Origin of the sequence: Marimonas arenosa (assembly GCF_030848945.1) — a bacterium.
In the GTDB taxonomy this organism is placed as follows: domain Bacteria; phylum Pseudomonadota; class Alphaproteobacteria; order Rhodobacterales; family Rhodobacteraceae; genus Marimonas; species Marimonas arenosa.
Genome location: NZ_JANHAX010000009.1, coordinates 71,844 through 97,163 on the forward strand (window position 1 = coordinate 71,844; position 25,320 = coordinate 97,163).

General features: G+C 62.9%; 26 protein-coding genes and 1 tRNA gene. 16 read left to right on the top strand and 11 right to left on the bottom strand.

Going from position 1 to position 25,320, the window contains the following annotated elements:
- Positions 1 to 101: 101 nt before the first annotated feature.
- A complete protein-coding gene (dnaE, locus tag NO357_RS20880) occupies positions 102 to 3,617 on the top strand; it encodes a DNA polymerase III subunit alpha (RefSeq protein WP_306737695.1) in 3,516 nt (1,171 codons plus the stop codon).
- Positions 3,618 to 3,627: 10 nt separating this feature from the next.
- Here dnaE and NO357_RS20885 read toward each other — a convergent pair whose 3' ends face one another.
- Positions 3,628 to 3,903: a helix-turn-helix domain-containing protein gene (locus NO357_RS20885; RefSeq protein WP_306737696.1), complete on the bottom strand. Its 276-nt coding sequence runs from the start codon at positions 3,901 to 3,903 to the stop codon at positions 3,628 to 3,630.
- Between the two features lie 21 nt (positions 3,904 to 3,924).
- Here NO357_RS20885 and NO357_RS20890 point away from each other — a divergent pair, with 21 nt between their 5' ends.
- Positions 3,925 to 4,536, top strand: coding sequence for a hypothetical protein (locus NO357_RS20890; protein ID WP_306737697.1), 612 nt, complete (start codon positions 3,925 to 3,927; stop codon positions 4,534 to 4,536).
- Complete coding sequence (locus tag NO357_RS20895) at positions 4,518 to 4,940, top strand: hypothetical protein (RefSeq protein ID WP_306737698.1); 423 nt, start codon at positions 4,518 to 4,520, stop codon at positions 4,938 to 4,940. Before NO357_RS20890 ends, NO357_RS20895 begins: the two co-directional genes overlap by 19 nt.
- Before the next feature lie 31 nt (positions 4,941 to 4,971).
- On the opposite strand, the gene NO357_RS20900 is transcribed toward NO357_RS20895, so the two are convergent.
- Together NO357_RS20900 and NO357_RS20905 are read right to left on the bottom strand one after the other, a co-directional pair.
- Positions 4,972 to 6,543: a calcium-binding protein gene (locus NO357_RS20900; protein WP_306737699.1), complete on the bottom strand. Its 1,572-nt coding sequence runs from the start codon at positions 6,541 to 6,543 to the stop codon at positions 4,972 to 4,974.
- Positions 6,544 to 6,676: 133 nt separating this feature from the next.
- Positions 6,677 to 7,480: a protein-disulfide reductase DsbD domain-containing protein gene (locus NO357_RS20905; protein WP_306737700.1), complete on the bottom strand. Its 804-nt coding sequence runs from the start codon at positions 7,478 to 7,480 to the stop codon at positions 6,677 to 6,679.
- Positions 7,481 to 7,595: 115 nt separating this feature from the next.
- On the opposite strand from NO357_RS20905, the gene NO357_RS20910 reads away from it, so the two are divergent.
- Complete coding sequence (locus tag NO357_RS20910; RefSeq protein WP_306737701.1) at positions 7,596 to 8,177, top strand: YqgE/AlgH family protein; 582 nt, start codon at positions 7,596 to 7,598, stop codon at positions 8,175 to 8,177.
- Between the two features lie 95 nt (positions 8,178 to 8,272).
- Here the strand turns inward: NO357_RS20910 and NO357_RS20915 are convergent, their stop codons facing one another.
- The gene (locus NO357_RS20915) at positions 8,273 to 9,220 is read right to left on the bottom strand and encodes an L-threonylcarbamoyladenylate synthase (RefSeq protein ID WP_306737702.1); all 948 of its coding nucleotides are present in this window, start codon (positions 9,218 to 9,220) and stop codon (positions 8,273 to 8,275) included.
- A gap of 111 nt (positions 9,221 to 9,331) precedes the next feature.
- Between NO357_RS20915 and NO357_RS20920 the strand changes: the two genes are divergently transcribed.
- Complete coding sequence (locus NO357_RS20920) at positions 9,332 to 11,050, top strand: acyl-CoA dehydrogenase (RefSeq protein ID WP_306737703.1); 1,719 nt, start codon at positions 9,332 to 9,334, stop codon at positions 11,048 to 11,050.
- Positions 11,050 to 12,087 carry an MBL fold metallo-hydrolase gene (locus NO357_RS20925; RefSeq protein ID WP_306737731.1) on the top strand — a complete coding sequence of 346 codons (1,038 nt, stop codon included), beginning with the start codon at positions 11,050 to 11,052 and terminating at the stop codon, positions 12,085 to 12,087. Before NO357_RS20920 ends, NO357_RS20925 begins: the two co-directional genes overlap by 1 nt.
- 100 nt (positions 12,088 to 12,187) lie before the next feature.
- On the opposite strand, the gene NO357_RS20930 is transcribed toward NO357_RS20925, so the two are convergent.
- The gene (locus tag NO357_RS20930) at positions 12,188 to 12,448 is read right to left on the bottom strand and encodes a DUF6356 family protein (RefSeq protein ID WP_306737704.1); all 261 of its coding nucleotides are present in this window, start codon (positions 12,446 to 12,448) and stop codon (positions 12,188 to 12,190) included.
- A 104-nt stretch (positions 12,449 to 12,552) separates the two neighbouring features.
- Here NO357_RS20930 and NO357_RS20935 point away from each other — a divergent pair, with 104 nt between their 5' ends.
- Both NO357_RS20935 and NO357_RS20940 read left to right on the top strand, forming a co-directional pair.
- A complete protein-coding gene (locus NO357_RS20935; RefSeq protein WP_306737705.1) occupies positions 12,553 to 13,014 on the top strand; it encodes an Lrp/AsnC family transcriptional regulator in 462 nt (153 codons plus the stop codon).
- Positions 13,015 to 13,028: 14 nt separating this feature from the next.
- Positions 13,029 to 13,484 carry a DUF6173 family protein gene (locus NO357_RS20940; protein ID WP_306737706.1) on the top strand — a complete coding sequence of 152 codons (456 nt, stop codon included), beginning with the start codon at positions 13,029 to 13,031 and terminating at the stop codon, positions 13,482 to 13,484.
- A 61-nt stretch (positions 13,485 to 13,545) separates the two neighbouring features.
- On the opposite strand, the gene NO357_RS20945 is transcribed toward NO357_RS20940, so the two are convergent.
- The 6 genes from NO357_RS20945 to rpmH form a co-directional block, all read right to left on the bottom strand.
- Entirely contained in the window at positions 13,546 to 13,887 is a 342-nt protein-coding gene (locus NO357_RS20945) for a TusE/DsrC/DsvC family sulfur relay protein (protein WP_306737707.1), read from the bottom strand.
- A 128-nt stretch (positions 13,888 to 14,015) separates the two neighbouring features.
- Positions 14,016 to 14,225 (bottom strand): hypothetical protein, encoded by a 210-nt coding sequence (locus NO357_RS20950; RefSeq protein WP_306737708.1) that lies wholly within the window; start codon positions 14,223 to 14,225, stop codon positions 14,016 to 14,018.
- Positions 14,222 to 15,370: an aromatic ring-hydroxylating oxygenase subunit alpha gene (locus tag NO357_RS20955; protein ID WP_306737709.1), complete on the bottom strand. Its 1,149-nt coding sequence runs from the start codon at positions 15,368 to 15,370 to the stop codon at positions 14,222 to 14,224. The genes NO357_RS20950 and NO357_RS20955 overlap by 4 nt, the downstream gene beginning before the upstream one ends.
- Positions 15,371 to 15,470: 100 nt before the next feature.
- Positions 15,471 to 15,719, bottom strand: coding sequence for a membrane protein insertion efficiency factor YidD (gene yidD, locus NO357_RS20960; RefSeq protein ID WP_306737710.1), 249 nt, complete (start codon positions 15,717 to 15,719; stop codon positions 15,471 to 15,473).
- Between the two features lie 6 nt (positions 15,720 to 15,725).
- On the bottom strand, positions 15,726 to 16,088 hold the full coding sequence (gene rnpA, locus NO357_RS20965) for a ribonuclease P protein component (RefSeq protein ID WP_306737732.1): 363 nt from the start codon (positions 16,086 to 16,088) through the stop codon (positions 15,726 to 15,728).
- Positions 16,089 to 16,236: 148 nt separating this feature from the next.
- Entirely contained in the window at positions 16,237 to 16,371 is a 135-nt protein-coding gene (gene rpmH / locus NO357_RS20970; protein ID WP_306737711.1) for a 50S ribosomal protein L34, read from the bottom strand.
- Positions 16,372 to 16,654: 283 nt separating this feature from the next.
- Between rpmH and NO357_RS20975 the strand changes: the two genes are divergently transcribed.
- The 8 genes from NO357_RS20975 to NO357_RS21010 all read left to right on the top strand — a co-directional run bounded on the left by NO357_RS20975 (position 16,655) and on the right by NO357_RS21010 (position 25,250).
- Positions 16,655 to 17,398 carry a TVP38/TMEM64 family protein gene (locus NO357_RS20975; RefSeq protein ID WP_306737712.1) on the top strand — a complete coding sequence of 248 codons (744 nt, stop codon included), beginning with the start codon at positions 16,655 to 16,657 and terminating at the stop codon, positions 17,396 to 17,398.
- On the top strand, positions 17,398 to 18,780 hold the full coding sequence (locus NO357_RS20980) for a dihydrolipoyl dehydrogenase family protein (protein WP_306737713.1): 1,383 nt from the start codon (positions 17,398 to 17,400) through the stop codon (positions 18,778 to 18,780). Before NO357_RS20975 ends, NO357_RS20980 begins: the two co-directional genes overlap by 1 nt.
- Before the next feature lie 99 nt (positions 18,781 to 18,879).
- Positions 18,880 to 20,280 (top strand): sensor histidine kinase, encoded by a 1,401-nt coding sequence (locus NO357_RS20985; RefSeq protein ID WP_306737714.1) that lies wholly within the window; start codon positions 18,880 to 18,882, stop codon positions 20,278 to 20,280.
- Positions 20,281 to 20,327: 47 nt separating this feature from the next.
- Positions 20,328 to 20,404 (top strand) — tRNA-Arg (locus NO357_RS20990).
- A 511-nt stretch (positions 20,405 to 20,915) separates the two neighbouring features.
- The gene (locus NO357_RS20995; protein ID WP_306737733.1) at positions 20,916 to 21,632 is read left to right on the top strand and encodes a FadR/GntR family transcriptional regulator; all 717 of its coding nucleotides are present in this window, start codon (positions 20,916 to 20,918) and stop codon (positions 21,630 to 21,632) included.
- Positions 21,629 to 22,636 carry an ABC transporter ATP-binding protein gene (locus tag NO357_RS21000; protein ID WP_306737715.1) on the top strand — a complete coding sequence of 336 codons (1,008 nt, stop codon included), beginning with the start codon at positions 21,629 to 21,631 and terminating at the stop codon, positions 22,634 to 22,636. The genes NO357_RS20995 and NO357_RS21000 overlap by 4 nt, the downstream gene beginning before the upstream one ends.
- The gene (locus NO357_RS21005; protein WP_306737716.1) at positions 22,633 to 23,733 is read left to right on the top strand and encodes an ABC transporter ATP-binding protein; all 1,101 of its coding nucleotides are present in this window, start codon (positions 22,633 to 22,635) and stop codon (positions 23,731 to 23,733) included. Before NO357_RS21000 ends, NO357_RS21005 begins: the two co-directional genes overlap by 4 nt.
- A 5-nt stretch (positions 23,734 to 23,738) precedes the next feature.
- Positions 23,739 to 25,250, top strand: coding sequence for an ABC transporter substrate-binding protein (locus NO357_RS21010; protein ID WP_306737717.1), 1,512 nt, complete (start codon positions 23,739 to 23,741; stop codon positions 25,248 to 25,250).
- Positions 25,251 to 25,320 lie beyond the last annotated feature (70 nt).

Below are 25,320 nucleotides of genomic sequence, written 5' to 3' on the forward strand. Positions count from 1 at the left end.
TTTTTCGGGGGCTTTGCCCCCGCACCCCCGAGGTATTTCGAAAACAGAAGAAGTGGGGTTTCCGACTTCCGCGTCGGCCGCGGCGCGGCTAGTCTCTGCCCATGAGCAGCGATCCCCGATTCATTCATCTCAGAGTTCATACCGAATATTCGCTTTTGGAAGGCGCCGTGCGGCTGAAAAAGCTGGCGGGGCTGTGCGAGAAGCTGGGTATGCCGGCGGTGGCGGTGACCGACACCAACAACATGTTTGCCGCGCTGGAGTTCTCCGTGACGGCGAGCGGGGCTGGGGTGCAGCCGATCATCGGTTGCCAGGTGGATGTGGAATATGTCGCCGCTGCGCCGGGCGAGCGGACGAAACCTCCGGCGCCAGTGGTCCTGCTGGCCCAGAGCGAGGCCGGCTACGAGAACCTGATGAAGCTCAACTCGTGCCTCTACCTGCGTGGCGATGGGACTTTGCCGCATGTCACGCTTGAGGAACTGGAGCGCCATGCCGAGGGGGTGATCTGCCTGTCGGGGGGGGCTGACGGACCGGTGGGACGGCTGTTGCAGGCGGGACAGCGCCCGACGGCCGAGGCGTTGATGCAGCGACTGCATAGGCTCTATGGCGACCGATTATATGTCGAATTGCAGCGCCACCCGCGCGACGATGGCAGCGTGCCTGAAGCCGAACGGTTGACCGAGCGCGGCTTTGTCGAGATGGCCTATGACATGGGCCTGCCACTGGTAGCCACGAACGATGTCTATTTCCCGGGTGAGGAGATGTACGAGGCACATGATGCGCTGATCTGCATTGCGGATGGCGCTTACGTCGATCAGCAGGAGCCGCGCCGCAGGCTGACGCCGCAGCACTATTTCAAGAGCTCACAGGAGATGGCGGTTCTGTTCGCAGACCTTCCGGAGGCGGTCGAAAATACGGTGGAGATCGCGAAACGCTGCGCCTTCATAGCCTATCGCCGCGATCCGATCCTGCCGAAATTTGCCGACGATGAGGTCGAGGAGTTGCGCCGCCAGGCCAACGAGGGCCTGAAGGCGCGGCTGGCCGTCATCCCACATGCGGTCTCGGTCGAGGAGTATCACGAGCGGCTCGATTTCGAGTTGGGCATCATCGAGGGAATGGGGTTTCCCGGCTACTTCCTGATCGTGGCCGATTTCATCAAATGGGCCAAGGATCATGACATTCCCGTCGGGCCAGGGCGGGGTTCGGGTGCGGGCAGTCTGGTGGCCTATGCGCTGACCATCACCGACCTCGATCCGCTGCGTTACAGCCTGCTGTTCGAACGGTTTCTGAACCCCGAGCGGGTCAGCATGCCCGACTTCGATATCGATTTCTGCATGGATCGCCGCGAAGAGGTAATCCAGTACGTGCAGGAGAAATACGGCCGCGACAAGGTGGCCCAGATCATCACCTTCGGCGCGCTTCTCAGTAAGGCGGCGGTGCGCGACGTGGGCCGGGTGTTGCAGATGCCCTACGGCCAGGTGGACCGGTTGTCGAAAATGATCCCGGTTGAAGGGGTGAAGCCGGTCAGCATCGAGCAGGCGCTGGCGCAGGAGGAGCGGCTGCGCGCCGAGGCCAAGAGCGAAGAGGTGGTGGAGCGGCTGCTGAATTACGGGATGCAGGTCGAGGGTTTGCTCAGGAACGCGTCGACCCACGCCGCCGGTGTGGTGATCGGCGACCGGCCCCTGGACGAGCTGGTGCCTTTGTATCAGGACCCGCGCTCGGACATGCCGGCGACGCAGTTCAACATGAAATGGGTCGAACAGGCCGGGCTGGTGAAGTTCGACTTCCTGGGCCTGAAGACGCTGACCGTCATTCAGAACGCGGTCGATCTGATCCATGCCGAGGGGCGCGACCTGCATGTCGCCGCCGACGGCGCCCGGCTTTTCGAGCCCGCCGAGGGGGCGGACAACCAGATCAACGCCATCCCGCTCGATGACGCGAAATCCTATGAGCTTTACGCCAAGGCCAAAACGGTAGCGGTGTTCCAGGTGGAAAGCTCGGGCATGATGGATGCGCTCAAGCGGATGAAGCCCACCTGCATCGAGGATATCGTGGCGCTGGTGGCCTTGTATCGCCCGGGCCCGATGGAGAACATCCCGACCTATTGCGAGGTCAAGAACGGCCTGCGCGAGATCGAAAGCGTGCATCCTCTGATCGACCACATCCTGGAGGAGACGCAGGGCATCATTGTCTACCAGGAGCAGGTGATGCAGATCGCCCAGGTGATGGCCGGGTATTCACTGGGCGGCGCCGATCTGCTGCGCCGCGCGATGGGCAAGAAGATCAAGGAGGCGATGGACGCTGAACGGCCGAAATTCGAGGCTGGCGCGGCCGAAAACGGGGTCGACAAGAAGAAGGCCTCCGAGGTCTTCGACCTGCTGGAGAAATTCGCCAATTACGGTTTCAACAAGTCGCACGCGGCGGCTTACGCGGTGGTCAGCTACCAGACGGCATGGCTGAAGGCCAATCACCCGGTCGAGTTCATGGCTGGCGTGATGAACTGCGACATTCACCTGACCGACAAGCTGGGCGTCTATTTCGAGGAGGTGAAGAAGGGGCTGGAGCTGACTTGGTTCCCACCCTGCGTGAACCGGTCGGAGGCGAGGTTCACGGTGAAGGAGCAGGTGCTGCATTTCGCGCTGGGGGCGCTGAAAAACGTCGGTGTCGAGGCAATGCGGCTGGTGACCGAGGGGCGCAAGGTTGACGGTGTGGACAAGCCCTTTGCGACGCTGTTCGATTTCGCCCGGCGGGTCGATTTGAAGCGGGTCGGCAAGCGGCCGTTGGAGATGCTGGCCCGGTCCGGCGCCTTCGACGCGCTCGATGGCAACCGACGGCGGGTTTTCGACAGCATCGAGGCGCTGATGAATTATTCCGCGGCCGTGCATGACCAGAAGAATTCCAATCAAGTGTCGCTGTTCGGCGAGGCGGGGGACGACCTGCCCGAGCCGCGGTTGGCGCCGGTGAATGACTGGTTGCCCGCGGAACGGTTGGCGGAAGAGTTCAAGGCGGTGGGATTCTACCTGTCGGGCCATCCGCTGGACGACTATATGGTACCCTTGAAGCGCAAGGATGTGCTGACGCTCGACGAGGTGGCGGCACGGGCGCAGGCAGGGCCGCTGGTGGCCAAGCTGGCCGGTGTGGTGGCGGGCCGGCAGGAACGAAAATCGGCGCGCGGCAACCGCTTTGCCTTTGTCCAGCTCTCGGACACGACGGGCGGCTACGAGGTGACGCTGTTTTCCGAAACACTGGAAAAATCGCGCGATTTTCTGGAGACCGGCGAAAAGGTGGTGGTCACGGTCGAGGCGACACTGGAGGCCGACCAGCTGAAACTGCTGGGCCGGTCGGTGGCGCCGATCGACGGGATCGTGGCCGATGCCGGGGGTGTCGGGCTGAAGGTGTTCGTCGAGGAACAGGCGGCAATTCGGGCGGTGGCGCAGGTGCTGGCGGATGCGCAGGAGACGGTGAAGCGCGCGGCGCGCGGGCCGATCCGCTTCTGCCTGATGGACCCGGGCCTGCCCGGCGAGGTCGAGGTTGACGCGGGCCGCGAGTTTCCCGTCACACCTCAGGTCAAGGGCGCGATCAAGAGCCTGCCGGGCGTGGTGGAAGTGGAAGAGGTGTAAGCGGTGCGTCTCACACCATGTTCGCGGCCCGGGCGGCTTCGACGACATTGCGCACCCCAAGCTTGTGGTAGATCGACTTGGTATAGTCCGAGACGGTGTGTGGAGAAATCCCGCAGGTCGCCGCGCAGTCCTTGCGTGACATGCCGTTGACCAGCAGAAACGGAACCTCGCGTTCGCGCGGGGTGAGATCGGGCAGGTTCTTGATGTCGCCCGACACCATCAGCCGCCGGAAACCATCTTTGAAAACCGGGGCCGTGCCCTGCAGCTCTTCCAGCCGGCGGTGCATCAGCAGGCAGAAGGTGCGCAGTTGCGGGATGGTGGCGCCGTAACGCGCCTCGAGCGCCTCTCCGTCACCGCCCTCACCACACTGGCCACCATGCTCGCCCTGACCCCGCCGCTGCCGGCCGAGCAGGTGTTCAACGAAGACGTGATCGTCGATGGCGGGCTCTGTGCGGGGTATGAGTGCGCTTCAGGGGATGCGAATACTTTCGGCATTCATGTCAAATCAGATTTACCAATGATTACGTTTGAAGACAGCAACGGTCCTGATTGGGAAGTCAGCGCGGATTCAAGTGGCGGAAATATTTTCCGAATCGTCGACATCGAAAACGGTTCTCTTCCTTTTGGGATCGTGTCCGGGTCCAACACCGCGTCCAACGACTTTGCTCTATGGGTTGGCTCGAATGGACACGTTGGTTTCGGGCGGCCAGCTCCGGCCAAACCTCTTCACGTTATGGATCCCGCCACGCCAACCTTGAGGATGCAACAGGGCACATGGCGCGGCACAACTTACCAGATCTGGGACATTGCCGCAGGCACTTCCGGATTTCAGCAGGCCCATGACGAAACCACCACCCCTTTCACCATTCAAAAAAGGCGCACCCAGCTCGGGTTTTTGTCATGGATAGCGCGGGGCTGATCGGCTTCGGGACCTCGCCCGCCAACAAGACCAAGCTGTTCGAGATCAGACCGGCGTGCGATGCCGTCCTCGCAGGCAGCCTCACCACCGGCGGCACCGGCTGCGGCGGCGGCTGCGACCGGGTGTTCTCGGATGACTATGACCTGCCCAGCATCGCCGAACATACCGAAGCCATGCTCCGCCTCGGCCACCTCCCGAATGTCGGACCCGCGCCGGAACACACGCCCGTCGACGTGACCGACAAGCTCGGGCGGATGCTGAACGAGCTGGAACACGCGCATCTCTACATCGCAGAACTCAATGCGGAAAACCGGCGGTTCAGGACTGAGCTTTCGCAACTGCGCGCCGATGCGGACGCACGCTTTGCCCGGTTGGAATCAGTGCCGTCGGCACGGGATCACTGAGTGCCGGCGCCGCGCGTCGACCGGCACGGTGTCACGCGAAGACGAAGATGTCCGCTGTGACCTCGGCCGCCGTCACGCCGGCCAGTTCGATTTCGAAGTAAGCGCTGGAGATCACCGCGTTGCCCCAGCTGTTCTGGGTGACGGTGAGGCCGCCCCAGCCAAGGCCGGCGATTTCGCTAACATCGATCAGGTCGTCGGTAATATCGAAGTCGAGAATGATGTCGTGCCCGGCGTTGTTGTCTTCTTCGTCGTGGAACATGAACACGTCGGCGCCGCCCATGCCGACAAGGATGTCATTGGCGAGCCCGCCGTAGATCTCGTCATCGCCTGCGGTGCCCAGAACGATATCTTCGCCGCCCCAATCGGCATAGTTGTGGACCGAGTAGGTGAAATCGTCGCCGCTCAAGAGCGAGATGTGATGCGCCTGGATGCCTTCGTAGCCTAGGATACCGCCCGTCGGCCCGAACGAGATCAGTTCAACTTCGCTTCTTGGGCCGGCGAACTGGCCGGAAATAGTGATCGAACCGGATTCGCCCGGGGCCATGGCGGGGTTGGTATAGGTGATGACCAAGTCATCGCCGGATATGGTGAAGCTGATATTGTGGATCGCTTCTTCGTAAGAGGCAAAGCCCAGGATCTCGATCACGTCGCGTTCATGGTTTGAATAAGCCGGCAGGGTGGGGCTGGGTGGAGGGCCGTTGTCGATCACCACATCGTGCTGCGCAACGGTAGTTGAGATTGAGTAGATGTCGCGGTTGTTACCGCCGAGCAGTGTGTCGTTGCCGGCGCTGCCGTCGAGCGTGTCGGTCCCGCGCCCGCCGACCAGACGGTCGTCGCCGTCACCGCCGATCAGGGAATCGTCGCCGTCTTCACCGCGCAGAACATCGTTGCCAGTGCCGCCGTCGATCGTATCGAAGCCGTCGCCTCCCCAGATACGATCATTATGGGCGTCGCCGAAAATCCGGTCTTCACCCAGCCCGCCATAGATCCGGTCATTGCCGTTGTCGCCAAAGAGGGTGTCGTTGCCGCCATCGCCATGAATTTCGTCGCGCCGGCCGCCGCCCGAGATGTAATCGGTGCCGTCTCCGCCGATAAGCGTGTCGAAACCGTTCCAGCCGGTGATGATATCGTTGCCGGCGGTTCCCGTGTCGGTGATGAGCAGGTTGTAGGTGACACCGCCTGCGACCAGAACCTCAACCTGGGCGTGGGGCGTGGCAGGGTTGTATTGGTTCACGATGCGGATATCGCCCGAGACATAGCCGACTTGGTTGTACCAGCTCGGGCTCGAGGCGGTGGTTGCCAGAAGTTGGTCGCCATTGGTCCCGCCGCGGGTGAAACGGGTGAAATCGAGCACGCCGCCGAAGTGATACATCATCAGTGACCCGAGGCCGGTGATGGTGTCGATCGCACCGTCACCCCGGTTGCTTTCGTTGATGATGAAAAGCCGAGTAGGCGACAGGGGCATGGCCTGGAAATCAAGCTGGTACGTGTCGGCGCCGCCGCGACCGATCAATGTGTCGTTGCCGCTGAGAGAAATCAGCGTGTCGTCGCCCGCGGTGCCCAACAGCCTGTCGTCGCCCAAAGTGCCCGTGATAACCGTCATGTCGCCGCTCCGTTGATCTGCCCCCGGTGATGGCGCGACCATGCCGGGCCCATGCGTGAATGCCATTGGGCCAGAGTTTAAGCGGGCGATTTATACAAAGGGTTTATGTGTGTTTTTGGCAGGGTTGCGTCGCTCAGCGATCGCAGCCCTGGATATCGACGGCGTGTTTCTTGCCGAGGATGGTGAAGCGCAGCGCCGAGCGGTCAATCGCAAACGGGCCGCCCGAGGCGTGCATCAGATCGAATTCGGCGAAAAGCCGACCACCCTTACGGGTGATGCGCGGTTCGGAGGCCCAGATCATCGGGTCGCCGGTCTCGACAACCGCCATTTCCCGCCCGCCGGTCGACGGCAGGGTAAACTCGGCCCGCAGCGACAGGCCGTCCGCGGCCGCGGATACGGTGCAGGCCGCGTCTGTCAGCCCGGCTTCGCGGCTGGAAAACGGCCGTTCGGCCAGCGCTGCGGCGATGACCGGATCGGGCTGCGCGGCCGTGCTCCGGAGAGTCTCGCTGATCTCGATCCGTACCGGCACGCAGACATCGCGACAGATGCCGATATCGATCGTACCGGAGAGCCGCACCGGGGCCCCGGACTTGCGTGGCGCCACAGTGATCGGCAACACGACGCGGTCCTTGTATCCGATGGTGCGCAATCCGTTCTGATCGAAAACATGCGGCGTCGGCCACGCAATCTCGACCCCCTCGAGATTGCGCGAGCGCGACCAGTCGAACAGCGGCGGGATGCCGGCGTCGCCGGGACTGCGCCAATAGGTCTTCCAGCCCGGGGCGAGAGTGATTTCGAGCCCGGCCATCAGAGAGCCGTCAGCCGTGCGCCAGCCCGGCAGGATGCGAGTCTCGACCACGTCGGCATAGGGGTTCGCCCGAGCCGGGAGGGCGGCCAGCAAGAGATAGGCAAAAAGGGCGATCAGGCGCAGGTTCATGACGCACAGATGGCGCCTGGGCACTGAAATGCCAACTCACAATCCGGCGAGCAGTGGTCGCAGTTGCGCAAAACCCGCGCTTGAAACCGACGCAGAGGCGGCGCATCTTGGGGTTATGACCGACGCCCCCGATTTCTCCGAGACCGACCTGACGGCAAAGCTCCTGATCGCCATGCCGGGCATGGGTGATCCACGTTTCGAGCATTCCGTGGTGCTGATCTGCGCCCATTCGCCCGACGGGGCGATGGGGCTGATTGTGAACAAGCCGATGCCGGACCTGCGGCTGTCCGACCTCGTCGAGCAGTTGGAAATCGGCGACGGCACCTGTGCCCGCGACGGGGTGGTGCATTTCGGCGGGCCGGTGGAGTCGGGGCGCGGTTTCGTGCTGCATTCTGCCGACTATGTCTCGCCGATCTCTACCCTGGAGGTGAACGGCGCCTTTGGGATGACGGCGACGCTCGACATTCTCGAGGAACTCGCCGCCGGCCGCGGGCCGGATCAGGCGATCATGGCGCTGGGATATGCCGGCTGGGGGCCGGGACAGCTCGAAAGCGAAATCCTGGCCAATGGCTGGCTGACCTGCGATGCCGATCCAGGGCTGGTATTCGACCCGGCAGACGCCACGAAATGGAGCGCAGCGCTGAAGACACTTGGCGTCGATCCGCTGGGCCTTTCGGCGGCGGCCGGCCGAGCCTGACGAGACGCCCCCGCCAGAGCGCTCTCTCTCGACGCTGGTTCAGCGGTACAGTCCCAAGAACCCCACACCCGCCCTCTGGCAGGGACTGTACGACGTCACCGCGGCGCGGCGGCGCGGCGCAGCCGGTCGTTGATGGCGCGACCCAGGCCAGTTTCGGGGATCGGCGAGACGGCAATCGGGCTGTGGCCATCGTCAATGGCATGCAGCATGGCAAAAAGATTGGCCGCCGCCTCGATCAAATCGCCGGTCGGCGACAGGTTCAGGTCGGCGTCGCGCACCGGACCGAAGCCGAGCAGTTTCTCGCCGGGTCGCTTGTCGGTCGCCTCCAGCCGGACCGGCGCGCCCGGGGCATAATGTGAGGAAAGCTGTCCAGGGGCGGTGATGTCGTCGCCGGAGGGAGTTGCAAGCGAGGCGCCGAGCACGGCTTCGATCTCTTCCGTCGCAACACCGCCGGGACGCAGGAGGGTCGGTGCGTCGGTGAGGCCGACGATGGTGCTTTCGAGGCCGACGCCACAGGGGCCACCATCGAGGATCGCCTCGATCCGGCCATCCAGACCGGCCGCGACATGCGCCGCCGCAGTCGGGCTGATGCGGCCCGACGGGTTGGCCGAGGGCGCGGCGACCGGGCCACCGAACGCCTCGAGCAGCGCGCGCGCGACGGGATGGGCGGGCACGCGGATGGCAAGGCTGGGAAGCTCGGCGGTGACCAGTGGCGACAGGCCGCTCGCTGGTTTCAGGGGCAGCACCAGTGTCAGAGGACCAGGCCAGAACGCCCGCGCCACCGTTTCGGCGGTGTCAGACCATGTCACGAAGGCCTGCGCCGCCACCGTATCGGCAACATGGACGATCAAGGGATTGAACCGCGGACGCCCCTTGGCCGCGAATATCCGCGCCACGGCCAAGTCGTTGCGGGCATCGGCGCCGAGGCCGTAGACCGTCTCAGTGGGAAACGCCACCAGCCCGCCGTCCCGTAGGATTTCGGCGGCTTGGTCTATCCCGTCCGGGTCGGGGATGAGAAAAGAGGTGGACAGCTGTTCGGCCATGACGCGGCGTTTTGGTGGCTTGGAGCGGAAATCATGCTTTACGCTGGGCTGCGGACCTGCATACAAGCGCACCGGTTCAAAGCCAAGCCGCAAGTTTCAAGGAGCTTTTACATGCCCTATCGCGCCCCGGTTTCGGATTTCGCTTTCCTCATGGACCATGTCGTCGGGTTCGACCAGGTTTCGGCCACTAGTAAATACGCCGAGGCTACGACGGATGTCACTCAAGCCATCCTGGGAGAGGCGGCGCGGATGTGCGACGAGGTGCTGGCGCCCCTGCAGCGCGCCGGCGATCTGCACCCTGCGGTGCTGGAGAACGGCGTGGTACGCACCAGTCCCGGTTTCGACAAGGGATACACGGCGATCCGTGAGGGCGGCTGGGTATCGATCTCGGGCGATCCCGAGTATGGCGGGATGGGCCTGCCGATGACGATCACTACTGCGGTCAACGACATGATGAGCGGCGCCTGCCTGGCGCTGCAGCTGAACCCGTTGATGACCCAGGGCCAGATCGAGGCGATGGAGCATCACGCGAGCGACGAGTTGAAGGCGGTCTATCTGCCGAAACTGATGACCGGCGACTGGTGCGGAACGATGAACCTGACCGAACCGCAGGCCGGCTCCGATGTGGGGGCGCTGCGTGCCAAGGCCGAGCCCAATGGCGACGGATCCTATGCCATCTCCGGGCAGAAGATTTATATCAGCTGGGGCGACAATGATTTCGCGGAAAACATCTGCCACCTGGTGCTGGCGCGGTTGCCCGACGGTGTGCCGGGCACCAAGGGGATCAGCCTGTTTTTGGTGCCGAAATACATTCCAGACGAGACCGGTAAGCCCGGCCGCGCCAACAGTCTGAAGGTGGTGAGCCTCGAGCACAAGATGGGGTTGCATGGCTCTCCCACCTGCGTGATGCAGTATGACGGGGCAACAGGCTGGCTGGTGGGGCCCGAGCATGGCGGCATGGCGGCGATGTTCACCATGATGAACAACGCCCGCCTCGGCGTCGGTGTGCAGGGGATCGGCGCCGCCGAAGGGGCCTATCAGCACGCGCTGGCCTATGCTCAAGAGCGCAAGCAGGGCCGCAGTCCGATTGCCGACGGCACTGGAACCATCATCGACCATGCCGATGTCCGCCGCATGTTGGCATCGATGAAGGCCGACCTGTTCGCGGCCCGGGCGATCGCAATGGCCTGTGCCGTGGCCATCGACATGGCCAACGCCACCGGCGAAGCCGAGTGGCAGGCAAGGGCCGCCTTCCTGACCCCGATCGCCAAGGCCTTCGGGACCGAGACCGGTATCCGTGTCAGCGAGTTGGGCGTGCAGGTCCATGGCGGCATGGGCTTCATCGAGGAGACGGGCGCGGCGCAATATTCCCGCGACGTCCGGGTGACAACGATCTACGAAGGCACCAACGGCATCCAGTCGATGGACCTGGTCGGCCGCAAGCTGATGGACGGGGGCGAGGCCGCCTGCGCGGTGCTCGACGAGGTCTCGCGCCAGGCCGAGGCGGCGCGCGGCGCGCATCCGGTCATGGCCGAGGTGGTGTGGGATGCCGCCGAATCGCTGCGCGAGGCGACCGAGTGGATGGTGACCCAGTCCGACATGAACGACCGTTTTGCGGGGTCGGTGCCATTTCTGATGGGGTTCGGCCGAGTGCTGGGCGCGCATTACCATCTCAAGGCCGCCTGCGCCGAAGACGGTGAAGGCCCACGCACCCGGCTGGCGCGATTCTATGTCAAGCGGTTGTTGCCGGAGCATGCCGGGCTCTTGACGCACGCCACGCAGGGGGCGGTGGACCTCTACGCGCTGAGCCTTGACGATCTGGTCGCGTGATGGACGGCAGCGTGGGGCAGTTGCGGTATCCTTGGGAGACACCGCCGGACGAAGCGGAGGCCACGGAAGTGGCCGAAGGCGTATTGTGGCTGCGGTTGCCGCTGCCGATGGCGCTCGACCACGTGAACGTCTATGCGCTCGACGAGGGCGATCACTGGACGGTGGTTGACACCGGCGTGCATTCGCGCCGCTCGGTTGCGATGTGGGAGGCGATCCTCAATGGACCGCTCGGGGCCAAGCCGGTCGGTCGGGTCCTGCTGACGCACCACCACCCCGATCATGTCGGCATGGCAGGCTGGCTGATGCAGCACGGCGCCGAACTTCTGACCTCGCGCACGGCTTACCTGATGGCGCGGATGCTGATTCTCGACGAGGAGGACCGGCCGACACGTCAAGCAGTGGACTACTGGGTCGCAGCGGGGATGGACGCGGGCCATCTGAAAAAGCGCCTGGAGGAGCGTCCGTTCAACTTCGCCGATCTCTGTGCGCCCTTGCCGGTGGGGTTCACCCGGCTGCAGGACGGGCAGGTGTTTCGTGCTGCAGGGCGGGACTGGGACGTCCGCATGGGCCATGGCCATGCGCCTGAACATGTCACACTCTGGAGCCGCGACGACAACCTGGTGATCGCCGGCGACCAGGTGATCTCCTCGATCAGCCCCAATATCGGCGTCTACCCGGCCGAGCCGGAGGCTGACCCGCTGGGCGAGTGGCTGGACAGCTGCCGTCATCTGGCGCAGTTCGCGCGCGAGGATCAACTGGTGCTGTCGGGCCACAAACTGCCCTTCACCGGGCTGCCGCTGAGGATGCGGCAACTGGAAGAGAACCACACCCATGCGCTCGACCGGCTGGTGGACCATCTCGACCGGCCACGGGTGGCGGCGGAGTGTTTCGCGCCGCTCTTCAAGCGGCGGGTGGACGAAGGCATCTACGGGCTGGCGCTGGTCGAGACGGTGGCGCATCTCAACCACTTGCTGGAGAAGCAACGCGCCACCCGTGCGCGCCGTGAGGACGGCGCATGGCTCTGGTCGGCACTCTGAGCTGAAGACGGGGCAGCGGCGCATCCCCGCGCCGCCGCGCCCGGTGCCGCCGGTTCCAAGCAGTTCCCGTGAGTGAAGGCCCGGCGACGGTATCCTTCAATCAGACCCTTTCGGCTTGGCCTTGGGCGTCGGCCCCGCGGTGCGCCACGCGCGGATAGAGCCGCTTGACGATGCTGCTAGCTGTGCTCTCGCAGGCCGCGGGGATGAAAGCGTGTATCAGCGCGGCACCGGCGGCCAGCGCCAGTGTGCCGGCGAAGCCAAGCGCAAAGCGCATATGCTCGACATAGCTTTCATCAACTGACGCCGGGTGATCGAGGAATAGACGGGCGAAGCTGCCGTTGGGGCGGGGTTGATCTTGCATCGAGTAGTCTCCTGTCCTTTTCGGAAGCAGATTAGCCGCACCTGGGGGAGATTTTGTCTCAATGATCCTTCATTTAGCCTTTGAAACGGGATAGAATCTCATCCATGGGCCAAAAAATCGATGAAATAGATCGCCGTATCCTGGGTTTGCTGCAACGCGATGCAACCCTGACGGTGGATGAGCTCTCCGAGCAGGTGGCGCTGTCGCGCAATGCCTGCTGGCGGCGGATAAAGGCGATGGAAGAGGCCGGCGTGATCCGGGGCCGGGTGGTGCTGGCGGACCCGGCCAAGGTAGGCTGCCCGCTGGAGGTGATCGTTCAGTTGCGGACGAATTCGCACGATCCGGCCTGGCTGGATCGGTTCGCCGCCACGATCCGGGCGATGCCCGAAGTGGTCGGCGCCTACCGGATGACCGGTGATCTGGACTATCTTCTGCGGGTGAGGGTTGCGGATATGCCGGCTTATGACACGTTTTACAAACGCGTGATCGCCCGCATCCCGGTCTCGGATATGTCGGCGAGTTTCGTTATGGAGGAGATAAAAGAAACCACGGCGCTGCCTTTGTGAGTGGAGACGAAGACATGGACGACAAGATCGCGACCGCCGCCGAAGCGCAGGAAGCCGAAGCGATCCCACGCCGCCATGAGGTGCACGCCGACCCGAGGACCACGCCCTGCACCGAAGTGCCGCGCGAGGTGACTAAGAAACCTGTGGCGCAGAAAAGCCCTGCGGAATGGGCTTACGAGCGGCTGATCCTCTACATCCAGAACTTCGAAGAACAGCTGGATGCCGAGCACGAGGTCGCGATGGGATTTGCCGGCGGCGAGGCCGGGGTAATCCGGATCGAAGGGTTGGGCTTTTTCGATCCTGATATCGTGACATTCTACGGCACCGGCGGCGACGGGGTGAAAACCCAGCTCATTCAGCATGTCAGCCAGTTGTCGGTGGTGCTGCGCGCGCTGCCGAAAGACGTCGAGGCGGAAGCTCCGAAGCGGATCGGTTTTCGCCTCGCGGAGGGGCTGGACCAAGAAAGCTGAGGGGCCGGGCCTTCTGGTGGTCACCGGCCCCTACAATCGTCTGTGCAGTTAAGCAGACGGATCAATACCCACCCTTACGGCGGCTTTCCGGCAGGCCGGCGATGCGACCGCCCTGTTTCGAGGGATCGAGCGGGAACAGTGCGTAGAGATCCCCTTGCTTGATCTTCTCTCCCCATTCTTCGCTCATCGCCTTGATGATGGAGCGGGTATTGGGCTGGTTCTCGCGATTGTTGAAATACTCGTCGCGCAGGTAGTTGATCACGTCCCAGTGCCGATCGGTTAGTTCCCCGATATTTTCGGCCTCGGCCATCGCGCGGGCGAGATCCTCGGACCAGTCTTCCTGGTTGACGAGATAGCCTTGCGGGTTGGTTTCGATTGACTTGCCGTTGAATTCGAACGCCATGGTGTCCTTTCCTCCCGTGACAGTCTGGAGTCATAGATACATTCAGATTGTGTGATTTGAATGCAAAGAGGTGGGATGGTCAAGGTCCATCCGGTCGCACTCGGCGTATTGAAAGCGGCCGATCCGCTTCAAATTCGTCCCATTTCGTGCAGGCGGGCTCGGAGTGTGTCGGCGCGGGAATCGCCGAGTTCCAGAGCGAAGACAAAGGCGTGGGTGAGATAGAAACCGCGGGCGGTTTCGTTTTCTGCCTCATCCGCGGCTTCTTCGTAAAGCGCTACCAGTGCGCGGCGGTCGTCGCGGCCGTGGGCCGAGAGGAGCCGCGCATCCAGACTGCTCATTCGGCCGCCATCTTCTGCCGGTGCGCGGCCACGTTCTCGGCCACCCAGGCATGGAAGACATGGGTCGGCCCGTCCATCGCCGGCGAGAACCGCCCGCCGTCGAAGCCGGGCGTGTGGCGGCCCTTCTGCATGCCTTCGACGACGAAAACATCTTCGGCCAGGACCTCCTCCCATTGGGCGGCGTTGCGGGTGCGCATCTCGGGGTTGGTCTCGGGCGCGGCATAGTAGAGGTGGATATGTTCCAGAGTATTTTCGATGCCGCGCGGTTCGAGGATAATCGCGAAGCCGTGGTCACGCTGTGCGGCGAGCAGCACGTTGGGGTAGAGCGCGACATATTCCGCACCTTCGTCCCATTTCGACGAAAGCCCGGGGAAGTCGGGGAAGGCCGGGGCGTCGCCATTCTTGAACTGGCGATAGACCAGCGTGCCCTGGCCGGAATAGAGGCCCGGTTCCTCGATGTGGTAATGGTCTTCGAGGCGCGAATAGCTGTTCAGGCCGGGATGCACCCAAGGCAGGTGGTAGCTTTCGCAGTAGTTTTCGACGGCAAGCTTCCAGTTTCCCTTTACTTCGAGTTGGAAACTGCTGTCAGGGCCGCCGTGATAGACGGGGGAGTCAAATTCCTTCCAGCGTTCGAGCAGGCCGGCGTGCAGCTCCTCGAATGGTGTGGCAGTGCCACTGAGATTGATGAAGACCACGTCACGCCAGATATGGCTGCGGACTTCGACGAGGCCCAGTTCCGAGCGATCGAGCTCGTCATGGGTGTTCATGCCGGGGCCGCCGACATGCGGTGTCGCCACCAGGCGGCCGTCATGGGCGTAGCACCAGGAGTGATAAGGGCAGCGAATGGCGCCTTCGATCTTGCGCGGTTCCGAGACCAGTATCATGCCGCGGTGGCGGCAGATGTTGTGAAAGACCCGGACAGTGCCGTGCTTGTCGCGTAAAAGTAGAAGCGGCGCGCCAAGAAAGTCGATCGGCTTGGCGTCGCCCGGCTCGGGCACCGCGGCGGCGACGTCGAGCCCGGCCCACTGGTTGAAGAGCAGCGCCTCACGTTCTTCGGTCCAGACCGCCGGGTCGGTGTAATGCGCATTTGGCAAACCGTGGGCGGTTGCGATGGGACGGATCACGTTCGAAAGATCAGTGGTCATGGACGGCTCTCCGTTAGGGTGGATTAGCCGGATCATAAAGCCATCGCCCAAGCTGCAATTGCCCGCGCGCGACACGCGATATTGTCACTGCGACCTGTGGTTAGTGCTCGTGATCGCAGCGTTTGTCGCTGCCCGGCACCGGATCATAGCCGCAGGAGCCCCAGGGATTGCAGCGCAGGATGCGGCGCAGCGCCAGCCAGCCGCCCTTGATCGCGCCGTGTTTCGCCAGCGCTTCGAGCGCATAGGCAGAGCAGGTCGGCTCGTAGCGGCAGTTGTGACCGACCCAGGGCGAGAAGATCAGCCGGTAGGCCCGGACCGGCAGGGCAAGGATGTGGGCGAGCGGGGTCATGAAGGGTCAGCCACTGTGCAGTTTGTCCAACGCAAAGATAAGGTCGCGCTCGAGATCCTCAAAGGAGCGGTCGGCTGTGGCACGTTGCCGCCCGATCAGCACGTAGTCCCAACCCATGCGACCGTATGCAGGCAGCACAAGCCGGGCGACCTCGCGCAGGCGGCGCTTGGCGCGGTTGCGAGCGACGGCGTTGCCGACCTTTTTCGAGCAGGTGAAACCGACGCGGATCGGGCCGTCGTCGCCGCGCCGCCGGGCCTGCACTATCATACCCTTGGTGCCTTGCTTGCGGGCGCGAGCACAGGCCAAGAAATCGGCGCGGTTTTTCAGGATTTCGATTTCCGGGGTCACGCCTGCCGCCTCCGTGCAGATAAAGCGCGCCTGGTTGAGCGACTTGGGGCGGGGCAGGCGACACAGGTTGCACGAGAGCCCGGACAAGCGAAAACCGCCCGAGCAAGGGCTCCGGCGGTTTCAGGACAGCTCATTGCGATAATCCGCACCAGGAGGTGCGGGCGAACGCTTACGCGCTCAGCTTCTTGCGGCCGCGCGCACGGCGGGCGTTCAGGATCTTGCGGCCGGCCTTGCTGGCCATGCGGGCGCGGAAGCCGTGGCGGCGTTTGCGCACGAGGTTCGAGGGTTGAAAGGTGCGTTTCATCGCTCCGTCTCCGTCTGTGGGGCAGGCGCGCGGAATCGCGGATGCCCCGTGAATGCTTCGAGCCCCGGTCTATAGGCAGGGCTGTGGCATCTGTCAAACCCGGAAGCGGGTGATTTGCAACAAATTCCAGCCGGCGCGGCGGAAAATGTTACGAAACGCTGGGAATGGCCGCGAAATTCTCACGAAACCGGCAAAGGCGCATCAAGCGGCCGTGAGCGGGGTGGATAAATCCCCTTCTGACGGCGATTTCATGCCAAACAGCATGGAAAGGCCCGGCCCGAGAATGAGCGACATGACCCAACCCGATGCGGGACAACGCAAATCCGCGCTGATGCGCAACCTGCCGCTGGCGGTGATCCTGGCGGTGGCGGCGGTCGGTGCTTTCACCTTGCGCGACTATCTGAGCTTCGAGGCCCTGCGGGACAATCGCGAGATGCTGATCGCGTTTCGCGACACCTATTACTGGCCAACGGTGACGGCATTCTTCGCGGCCTATGTAACTATCGTGGCGTTCTCGCTGCCTGGCGCGACGGTGGCGACGCTGACCGGCGGATTTCTGTTCGCGACGTTTCCAGGCACACTCTACAACGTGACTGCCGCAACGATTGGCGCGACGCTCATCTTCCTTGCTGCCCGCTGGGGGCTTGGAGAGCGGCTTGGCGCCAGGCTGGAGGACAGCCGGGGCACGGTGAAGAAGATCAAGGTCGGGATCGACGAAAACCAGTGGTCGATGCTGTTCCTGATCCGTTTGGTGCCGGCGGTGCCGTTTTTTCTGGCTAACCTGGTGCCGGCCTTCCTTGAAGTGCCGCTGCGACGGTTCGTGATCTCGACCTTCTTCGGTATTATCCCCGGCGGGCTGGTCTATACCTCGGTCGGTGCCGGGCTGGGAGAGGTGTTCGAACGTGGCGAAACCCCCGATCTTGGTGTCATCTTCGAGCCGCACATCCTGCTACCGATCCTGGGACTTTGCGTGCTGGCGGTGCTGCCGATCGCTATCAAGGCTGTACGCGGCGGAAAGGTGCTTTGATGGAACAGATCAAGACGGATCTGTTGGTGATCGGCGGCGGTTCCGGCGGGTTGTCGGTTGCGGCTGGTGCAGCACAGATGGGGGCCGACGTCACCTTGCTGGAAGGTCACAAGATGGGAGGCGACTGCCTCAACTATGGCTGCGTGCCATCGAAGGCTCTGCTGGCCATGGCGAAGCGCGCGCATGAAGGTTCGACGGTGAAGTTCGTGGCCGCCAAGGAGCACGTGGCGCGAGTGATCGCGACCATCGCGCCGCATGACAGTGTCGAGCGGTTCGAGGGGTTGGGAGTGCGCGTGATTTCGAACTACGGGACGTTTCTGTCGCCGACCGAGGTACAGGCCGGCGACCGGGTGATCACCGCGCGGCGGATCGTGATCGCCACCGGGTCGTCGCCGCTGGTGCCGCCGATTCCGGGGATCGACAGCGTGCCCTATGACACCAACGAGACGATCTTTGAGCAACGTGAGGCGCCCGGACACCTGCTGATAATCGGCGGTGGACCGATCGGCATGGAAATGGCGCAGGCGCACCGGCGTTTGGGGTGCGAGGTCACGGTGATCGAGGGCGAGAAGGTGTTGGGCAAGGACGATCCGGACGCCGCGGCGGTGGTGATCGAGGCGCTCAGGGCCGAAGGAATCGAAATCGCCGAGGACGCCTTGGCCGCAGAAATCCGCGGGCAGCCCGGCGCCATCGACGTAACGGCCAAGGACGGGCGCGTCTTCGCAGGCACGCATCTGCTGGTGGCGGTGGGGCGCAAACCCAATATCGAAAGGCTGAACCTTGACGCTGCAGGGATCGAGACTACTCGAGCGGGCATAAAGGTGGATGCATCGCTGAAGACCTCGAACCGCCGGGTCTACGCCATTGGGGATGTCAATGGCGGGCTGCAATTCACCCATGTCGCCGGCTACCAGGCGGGGATCGTCATTCGCTCGGCGCTGTTCGGATTGCCGGCAAAGGTGCGGACGGATCACATCCCCTGGGCGACCTACACCGATCCGGAACTGGCGCAGGTTGGTCTCACTGATGGTCAAGCTCGCGAGAGACACGGCGCAAAGCTTGAGGTCGCGCGGTTCGACTATGCCGGAAGCGATCGGGCAATCGCCGAAGGCCGAACGGCGGGCTTCGTCAAGGTGATGGTGGTCAAGGGTCGCCCGGTCGGCGCTACCATCGTAGGCCACCAGGCCGGAGAACACATCAATCTCTGGGCGTTGGCGTTGGCCAACCGGTTGAAGATGAGCGCGGTGGCCGGCATGGTCTCGCCTTACCCGTCGCTTGGCGAGGTTAACAAACGCGCTGCGGGTGCCTATTTCTCACCCAGACTTTTTGATAGCAAAGGGGTGAAACGGGTGGTCGGGTTGGTGCAGCGCTGGCTGCCGTGAGGTCACGGATTTGAAAAACGCGCCGGATTTGAAGACGACAATCCAGGCCCGCGCAAGGGCTGGCTTGCGCCTGACATGTCGGGTGTGTGGGGAAGGTGCATGCTGAATTCCCTGTCTGGCCGTTTCCTGATCCTGACCACGGTTTTCGTGATGCTGGCAGAGGTGCTGATCTTCGTGCCGTCGATCGCTCGGTTTCGTGAGGACTTTCTACTCTCCCGGCTCGAGCGCGCCCAGATCGCAAGTCTTGCACTTCTGGCTGACGAAATGATCGACCCCTCGCTGGAGGAGGAACTGTTACGCAATGCGGGCGTGTTCAACGTCGTGCTGCGGCGCGACGAAGCGCGACAGTTGATGCTTTCAGCGCCGATCCCCCAACCGGTCTCGGCGACCTACGATTTACGCGACGCCACCCCGCTGACGCTGATCCGCGATGCGGTTGTGCGGCTGTTCGACCCGGAGCCGCAGGTTATCCGGGTGATGGGCAACCCGGTGCGCGAAGCGGGACTGCTGATCGAAGTCACGATGGAAACAGGCGAGCTGCGCGCGGCGATGATCGATTACGGCATCCGCATCCTGATCCTTTCAGCGGTGATCTCGGTGATCACCGCGGCGCTGTTGTTTCTGGCGGTGCGCGCGATCCTGGTGCGTCCGATCAAGCGGGTGGTGGCCGATATGCAGGCCTATGCCGCCGATCCTGAGGATGCCCGGCGCATTATCTCGCCGCGCGCCGGCGTGACCGAGTTGCGCGAAGCTGAAGAGGCGCTGAGATCGCTCGAAACCGAGCTGACCAGCGCATTGAAGCAGAAGGAAAGGCTGGCCCAGCTGGGCGCGGCCGTGGCCAAGATCTCGCACGACCTTCGCAACATCCTGACCTCGGCCCAGCTGTTTACAGACCGGATCGAGATGAGCGAGGATCCTGCGGTGCAACGGATGGCGCCGAAGTTAGTGAATTCGATCACCCGCGCCGTGAACTTGTGCGAGACCACGCTCGCCTTTGGCAAGGCTGAGGAGCCGGCGCCGCGACTGGCCCGGGTTGACCTGTCGGAGGTCGTGGGCGACGTTCTGGCCTCGGAGCGGTTGGCGATTGGCGAGGCGGATGTCAGCCTGAGCGAGGACATCCCTGGCATGATGATGCTGCGTGCCGATCCCGAACAGCTTTTCCGCGTGGTATCGAATCTGGTGCGCAACGCCAGGCAGGCGATTGTCGCTACCGGTAAGCCGGGCGAGATTTCGGTGTCGGCGCGGGAGGACGACGAAGCCTGGTATGTTCGGATCAGCGACACGGGTCCGGGCCTGCCGCAGAAGGCGCGCGACTATCTGTTTCGCCCGTTCCACGGCGGCACCCGCAAGGATGGCACCGGGCTGGGACTGGCGATCGCCGCCGAGCTCGTGCGTGGCCACGGTGGGGCACTGACCTTGGACAAAAGCGACGATACGGGCACGGTTTTCACCATCCGTCTGCCCAAGGGAGAGCTGGGCCAACAGTTGGAAAAATCCTGATTCCCCTCTTGCAATGGCCGGGGCATGCGTCTATCTGAGGCCTCCACGGACCGATAGCTCAGCTGGATAGAGTACCTGACTACGAATCAGGGGGTCGGGGGTTCGAATCCTCCTCGGTCCGCCACCCACCCCAGTCTCTGCCGGCAATCAGCCTTTTTCCCTGTTTTCTCCCGTTCTTTCCGGGGCTTGGACTGTGGCATTTCCCAAAGAGACGACCGTTGTGTCGCTGTTCAGCGCGATTTCCCAGGGTCGTCTCTGGAGCCTGCATCATCCGATTTTCGATTAACAACTCTCCCGTTGTTAACCAGAGCAAGGCCGCCAGCGAAAGCGTTCTCATTCGACGCCAAACAAAATGGCGAGGGCGTTCAGGACGGTAGCGATTCTTTCAACGTCTGAGCCAGTCCATGACTGTTGGCCAGTGCCTACAGAAAAATTCCGCGTCAGATGCCCAAAAGATATTCAAGATTTAAAGTCAAACATAAACAATGACTTGCCTAACGCACCGAGTTCGAATCTATCTGACCAAAGCAGCGAAATGTGATTTTCGCCCCACCGAACAACGGTTTTTGTTGACAGTCTTGGGTGGACCAAACGTAAATTGGTACAGACCAAACGTGAAATGTTTTTGGGTGTCGATGCTGCAGGATAATCAGATCGAAGGGCAAGAATTGTCCGAGAGTCTCCGGGTGTTGCGAGCCATTCGTCAAATCGTGACGGATGATCTTCTTCCATCGGACGGGCGATTGCCGACGGAGCGTCGTCTGGCGATGGACCTGGGGGCGAGCCGCAGGTCGGTGCGGTACGCACTTGATCAATTGGAAGCCGAGGGGCTGGTCTGGCGCAAACAGGGAAAAGGCACTTTTGTCGGTCAACCGCCGGATCCGACAGAAGAGCTTGCGGCCAAGATCGTCTCGGAGGTTGATCCACTGACAGCGATGGAGGCGCGTCTTTGTATCGAGCCGGCGCTGGCCGATCTTTGCGCCCGCCGGGCAACCGCCGATGATGTTGCCCTGCTGCGGCAACTGGCGGACCGAACGCATGAAGCAGGCGAAGCCGAAGCCGCCGAGCTTTGGGACGGCGCGCTGCACCGGGCGATCGCGAGGATTGCCGGCAACCGGGTGATGTTGACGGCGTTTACTCTGATCGACGAGGTGCGCATGGGGGAGGAATGGCGGCGCAAGCGCCATCGCGCGCGCACACCTGAGACACGCGCGGCTTACGATGATCAGCATTCCCGGATCATCGACGCCATCAACGCCCGCGACGGGGCAGCGGCGGCTGAGGCGATGCGCGACCATCTCAACGTGCTCTTCTCCAATTTAAAGACGTCATTGGAAAAGGAACGGCGGTGACTGCCTCTAAACCACTTCTTGATGTCCGAGGTCTGTCGATCCGCGTTGCCGGGGCTGCTCGGCCGCTCGTCGATGATGTGAGCTTTTCCCTCGATGCCGGAGAAACGCTTTGCATCGTGGGGGAATCCGGTTGCGGCAAGAGCCTCACCGCCCTGGCGTTGATGGGACTGCTCGAGGGGACTCCGCTTCGGATAGATGGCGGCACGGCAGAATTCCAGGAAACGGACCTTTTGTCGGCCCCTCAAGCGACGTTGCGCGCGCTGCGTGGGGACCGCATCGCAATGATCTTTCAGGAGCCGATGACTTCGCTCAATCCTGCGCTGAAGATCGGCGACCAAATCGCGGAAGCGGTCTGCGAGCACCGGGATGTCTCTCGCGAGGCGGGCCGGGCGCGGGCGTTGGAGATGCTTAAGCGGGTGCGGATACCCGCTGCAGAAAGCCGGCTGGACGAGTATCCGTATCAGCTTTCCGGTGGCATGCGGCAGCGGGTGATGATCGCCATGGCGCTGGCCAATGATCCCGCGCTTCTTATCGCCGATGAGCCCACGACGGCGCTGGATGTGACGATCCAGGCGCAGATCCTCGATCTGATGCGCAATCTGGGGCGCGAAACGGGGGCGGCGCAAATCATGATCACCCACGATCTCGGAGTGGTCGCTGAAATGGCCGACAAGGTCGCCGTGATGTATGCCGGTCGGATCGTCGAGGCAGGCACCGTGACGCAGATATTCGATGACCCGCAGCATCCCTATACGCTGGGTCTGATGTCCTCCATGCCGTCGCTTGCGGGCCGAAGCGAACGGCTTGTGACCATCCCCGGCACCGTGCCGAGCCCGCTTGATATGCCCGTTGGCTGCCGCTTTGCCCCACGCTGTCCCTTTGCCGATGCGGCGTGCGAAGCGCCACCACAGCTTGTCGATCTGGAGGCAGGACACCGCGTTGCCTGCTGGCACGCCCCTATCGAGCAGGCTGAGCCCACGCCCGCGTGGAGGGAAACCGCATGAATGCCCCCATCCTTCAAGCCCGCGGCCTGATGCGCCACTTCATTACCAACAAGCCGCTTTTCGGTGCGCCGAGCATCGTGCAGGCGGTCAACGGCGTGGACTTCGAGATCATCGAAGGTGAAACCTTTGCCATCGTTGGGGAATCCGGCTGCGGGAAATCGACACTTGCGCGGCTCCTTTCGCACCTTATCGAGGCGTCAGAAGGGTCGGTGATCTACGACGGTCGCGAAATATCTGGGCTGACGGGTGCCGAGCTGCGTGACCTCAGACGGGAGATGCAATTCATCTTTCAGGATCCGTTCTCGTCCCTCAACCCGCGCATGACCGTGGGTGCGCTGATCGGTGAGCCTTTGCGCATACACAAGATCGGCACGCCCGCCGAAAGGCGTGCCAAGGTGGCGGAATTGCTGCGCAAGGTCGGGTTGCGGCCGGAACATGCCGACCGCTATCCGCACGAATTCTCCGGCGGGCAGCGCCAGCGTATCGGTATCGCTCGTGCGCTGGCGACGGGGCCAAGGATCGTGATCGGGGACGAGCCCGTCTCGGCCCTCGACGTGTCGATCCAGGCACAGGTCGTCAATATCCTTGAGGATTTGAAGGACGAATTCGGCCTCACGCTGATCATCATCGCGCATGATCTGGCCGTGATCCGCCACGTCGCGGACCGGGTTGCTGTGATGTATCTGGGCGAGATCGTCGAACTTGGCGAGGCGGCCGAGGTGTTCGCGGCTCCTGCGCATCCCTATACCGAGGCGCTTTTGTCGGCGATCCCGATCCCTGCGACCGGCGCGCGCAAGGTGCAAACCAAGATCGAGGGCGATCCGCCGAACCCGATTTCACCGCCGTCTGGGTGCCGCTTCCATACGCGCTGCACCTACGTGCAGGATATTTGCCGCACCGAACGGCCGCAGCTGCGAGACATGGACCAGGGGCGGCGCGTCGCCTGTCACTTTGCCGATAACATGTCTCTGGAAGGCATCCGCACCGACAATCAGGCTCGACCACCTGCGGTGGCAAGAAGATTTGCCCGTTACAGCGCGGCGCGCGCCAGCATGACGGCCAATACCGAATCTGCAAAACTTGAAAAAGAGGAGTGAACGCAATGCGTATCTTGAAAACACTGGGACTGGCGGCACTATTAGCCACAACAAGCGGCCTTGTGCATGCTCAGGACCTGCGGATCGGCCTGCAGGAAGACCCTGATGTGCTCGACCCCGATCAGTCGCGGACTTTCGTAGGCCGCATCGTCTACGCTTCGCTCTGCGACAAGCTTGTCGATATCACGCCGGACCTTGAGATTATCCCGATGCTGGCCACCGGATGGGAGTGGAATGCGGATGGCACCGAGCTGACCATGACGCTGCGCGAGGGTGTCACTTTCCACGATGGCGAACCCTTCAACGCTCAGGCCGTGGCCGCCAACATCGACCGCTCACAGAACTTCGAGCTGAGCCGCCGGAAATCCGAGGTGAAATCCATCGAAAGCACAGAGGTGATCGACGACTATACGATCAAGTTCAATCTCTCGGCCCCAGACGCCACTCTGATTGCGCAGTTTGCCGACCGTTCCGGCATGATGCTGTCGCCCAAGGCCACCGGCGAGGCGGGGGAGGCGTTTGGCCTGAATCCGGTCTGCGCGGGCCCCTTCAAGTTCAAGGAGCGCATCCAGCAGGATCGCATCGTGCTGGAAAAGTTCGCGGAGTATTACCGCGCGGACGAGATCAACTTTGACAGCGTCACCTTCCTGCCGATCCCTGACACGACAGTACGCCTTGCCAACTTGCGGGCGGGCGATTTGCATATGCTCGAACGGCTTGCTGCGACTGACATGGCCTCTGCCGAGGCAGATGACGGGCTGATGGTCGAAAAGGCGACATCGCTTGGCTATCAAGGCATCACAATCAATGTGGCCAATGGCCCGCGTGCGGAAAATCCACTGGGCCAGAATGCCGCGGTGCGCAAAGCACTGTCTCTGGCGATCGACCGCAATGCGTTGAACCAGGTCGTCTTCGAAGGAGCTTTCGCAACCGGCAACCAGCCCTATTCGCCGACGTCGCCGTGGTATAATGCTGACTTCCCGGTGCCCGAACGTGATGTCGAAGCTGCCAAGGCGCTTCTGGCCGAGGCCGGTTTTGCCGATGGCCTGACCATCGAGGTGCAAGTTGCCAACAATCCGGTGCAGACGCAGGTCATGCAGGTGATCCAGTCCATGGCTGGTGAGGCGGGAATCACCATCGAACTGGCCGCCAAGGAATTCGCCACGCTTCTGGCCGACCAGTCGGCGGGTGAGTACACCGCCAGCCAGATCGGCTGGTCGGGGCGGGTCGATCCCGACGGCAATATCCACCAGTTCATGACCACCGGTGGCGGGATCAACGATTCCAAATATTCTGACCCCGAAATGGACCGTTTCCTGAATGAAGCTCGCCTGTCCACCGATCCGGCAGTACGCAAGGAAAGCTACAATGCCGCGATTGCCAAGCAGCAGGAAGACATGCCCATTGTCTACCTTTACCACCCGGTTTGGCTCTGGGCGCTCGACAGCGCGGTGGACGGGTTCACGCCGTATCCCGACGGCATGATCCGCCTGCACGGCGTGTCCGTGACCGAGTAACGGGCAGCCATGACGCGCGCCGCTCCGGGAAACCCCCGGGGCGGCGCAGCGACCCCTTCGCAACCCCTTA

Coding starts and splice junctions, on each gene's coding strand:
- dnaE (WP_306737695.1), top strand. CDS start 102: ATGAGCAGCGATCCCCGATTCATTCATCTCAGAGTTCATACCGAATAT.
- NO357_RS20885 (WP_306737696.1), bottom strand. CDS start 3,903: ATGCACCGCCGGCTGGAAGAGCTGCAGGGCACGGCCCCGGTTTTCAAA.
- NO357_RS20895 (WP_306737698.1), top strand. CDS start 4,518: ATGGATAGCGCGGGGCTGATCGGCTTCGGGACCTCGCCCGCCAACAAG.
- NO357_RS20900 (WP_306737699.1), bottom strand. CDS start 6,543: ATGACGGTTATCACGGGCACTTTGGGCGACGACAGGCTGTTGGGCACC.
- NO357_RS20905 (WP_306737700.1), bottom strand. CDS start 7,480: ATGAACCTGCGCCTGATCGCCCTTTTTGCCTATCTCTTGCTGGCCGCC.
- NO357_RS20910 (WP_306737701.1), top strand. CDS start 7,596: ATGACCGACGCCCCCGATTTCTCCGAGACCGACCTGACGGCAAAGCTC.
- NO357_RS20915 (WP_306737702.1), bottom strand. CDS start 9,220: ATGGCCGAACAGCTGTCCACCTCTTTTCTCATCCCCGACCCGGACGGG.
- NO357_RS20920 (WP_306737703.1), top strand. CDS start 9,332: ATGCCCTATCGCGCCCCGGTTTCGGATTTCGCTTTCCTCATGGACCAT.
- NO357_RS20925 (WP_306737731.1), top strand. CDS start 11,050: ATGGACGGCAGCGTGGGGCAGTTGCGGTATCCTTGGGAGACACCGCCG.
- NO357_RS20930 (WP_306737704.1), bottom strand. CDS start 12,448: ATGCAAGATCAACCCCGCCCCAACGGCAGCTTCGCCCGTCTATTCCTC.
- NO357_RS20935 (WP_306737705.1), top strand. CDS start 12,553: ATGGGCCAAAAAATCGATGAAATAGATCGCCGTATCCTGGGTTTGCTG.
- NO357_RS20940 (WP_306737706.1), top strand. CDS start 13,029: ATGGACGACAAGATCGCGACCGCCGCCGAAGCGCAGGAAGCCGAAGCG.
- NO357_RS20945 (WP_306737707.1), bottom strand. CDS start 13,887: ATGGCGTTCGAATTCAACGGCAAGTCAATCGAAACCAACCCGCAAGGC.
- NO357_RS20950 (WP_306737708.1), bottom strand. CDS start 14,225: ATGAGCAGTCTGGATGCGCGGCTCCTCTCGGCCCACGGCCGCGACGAC.
- NO357_RS20955 (WP_306737709.1), bottom strand. CDS start 15,370: ATGACCACTGATCTTTCGAACGTGATCCGTCCCATCGCAACCGCCCAC.
- yidD (WP_306737710.1), bottom strand. CDS start 15,719: ATGACCCCGCTCGCCCACATCCTTGCCCTGCCGGTCCGGGCCTACCGG.
- rpmH (WP_306737711.1), bottom strand. CDS start 16,371: ATGAAACGCACCTTTCAACCCTCGAACCTCGTGCGCAAACGCCGCCAC.
- NO357_RS20975 (WP_306737712.1), top strand. CDS start 16,655: ATGAGCGACATGACCCAACCCGATGCGGGACAACGCAAATCCGCGCTG.
- NO357_RS20980 (WP_306737713.1), top strand. CDS start 17,398: ATGGAACAGATCAAGACGGATCTGTTGGTGATCGGCGGCGGTTCCGGC.
- NO357_RS20985 (WP_306737714.1), top strand. CDS start 18,880: ATGCTGAATTCCCTGTCTGGCCGTTTCCTGATCCTGACCACGGTTTTC.
- NO357_RS20995 (WP_306737733.1), top strand. CDS start 20,916: ATGCTGCAGGATAATCAGATCGAAGGGCAAGAATTGTCCGAGAGTCTC.
- NO357_RS21005 (WP_306737716.1), top strand. CDS start 22,633: ATGAATGCCCCCATCCTTCAAGCCCGCGGCCTGATGCGCCACTTCATT.
- NO357_RS21010 (WP_306737717.1), top strand. CDS start 23,739: ATGCGTATCTTGAAAACACTGGGACTGGCGGCACTATTAGCCACAACA.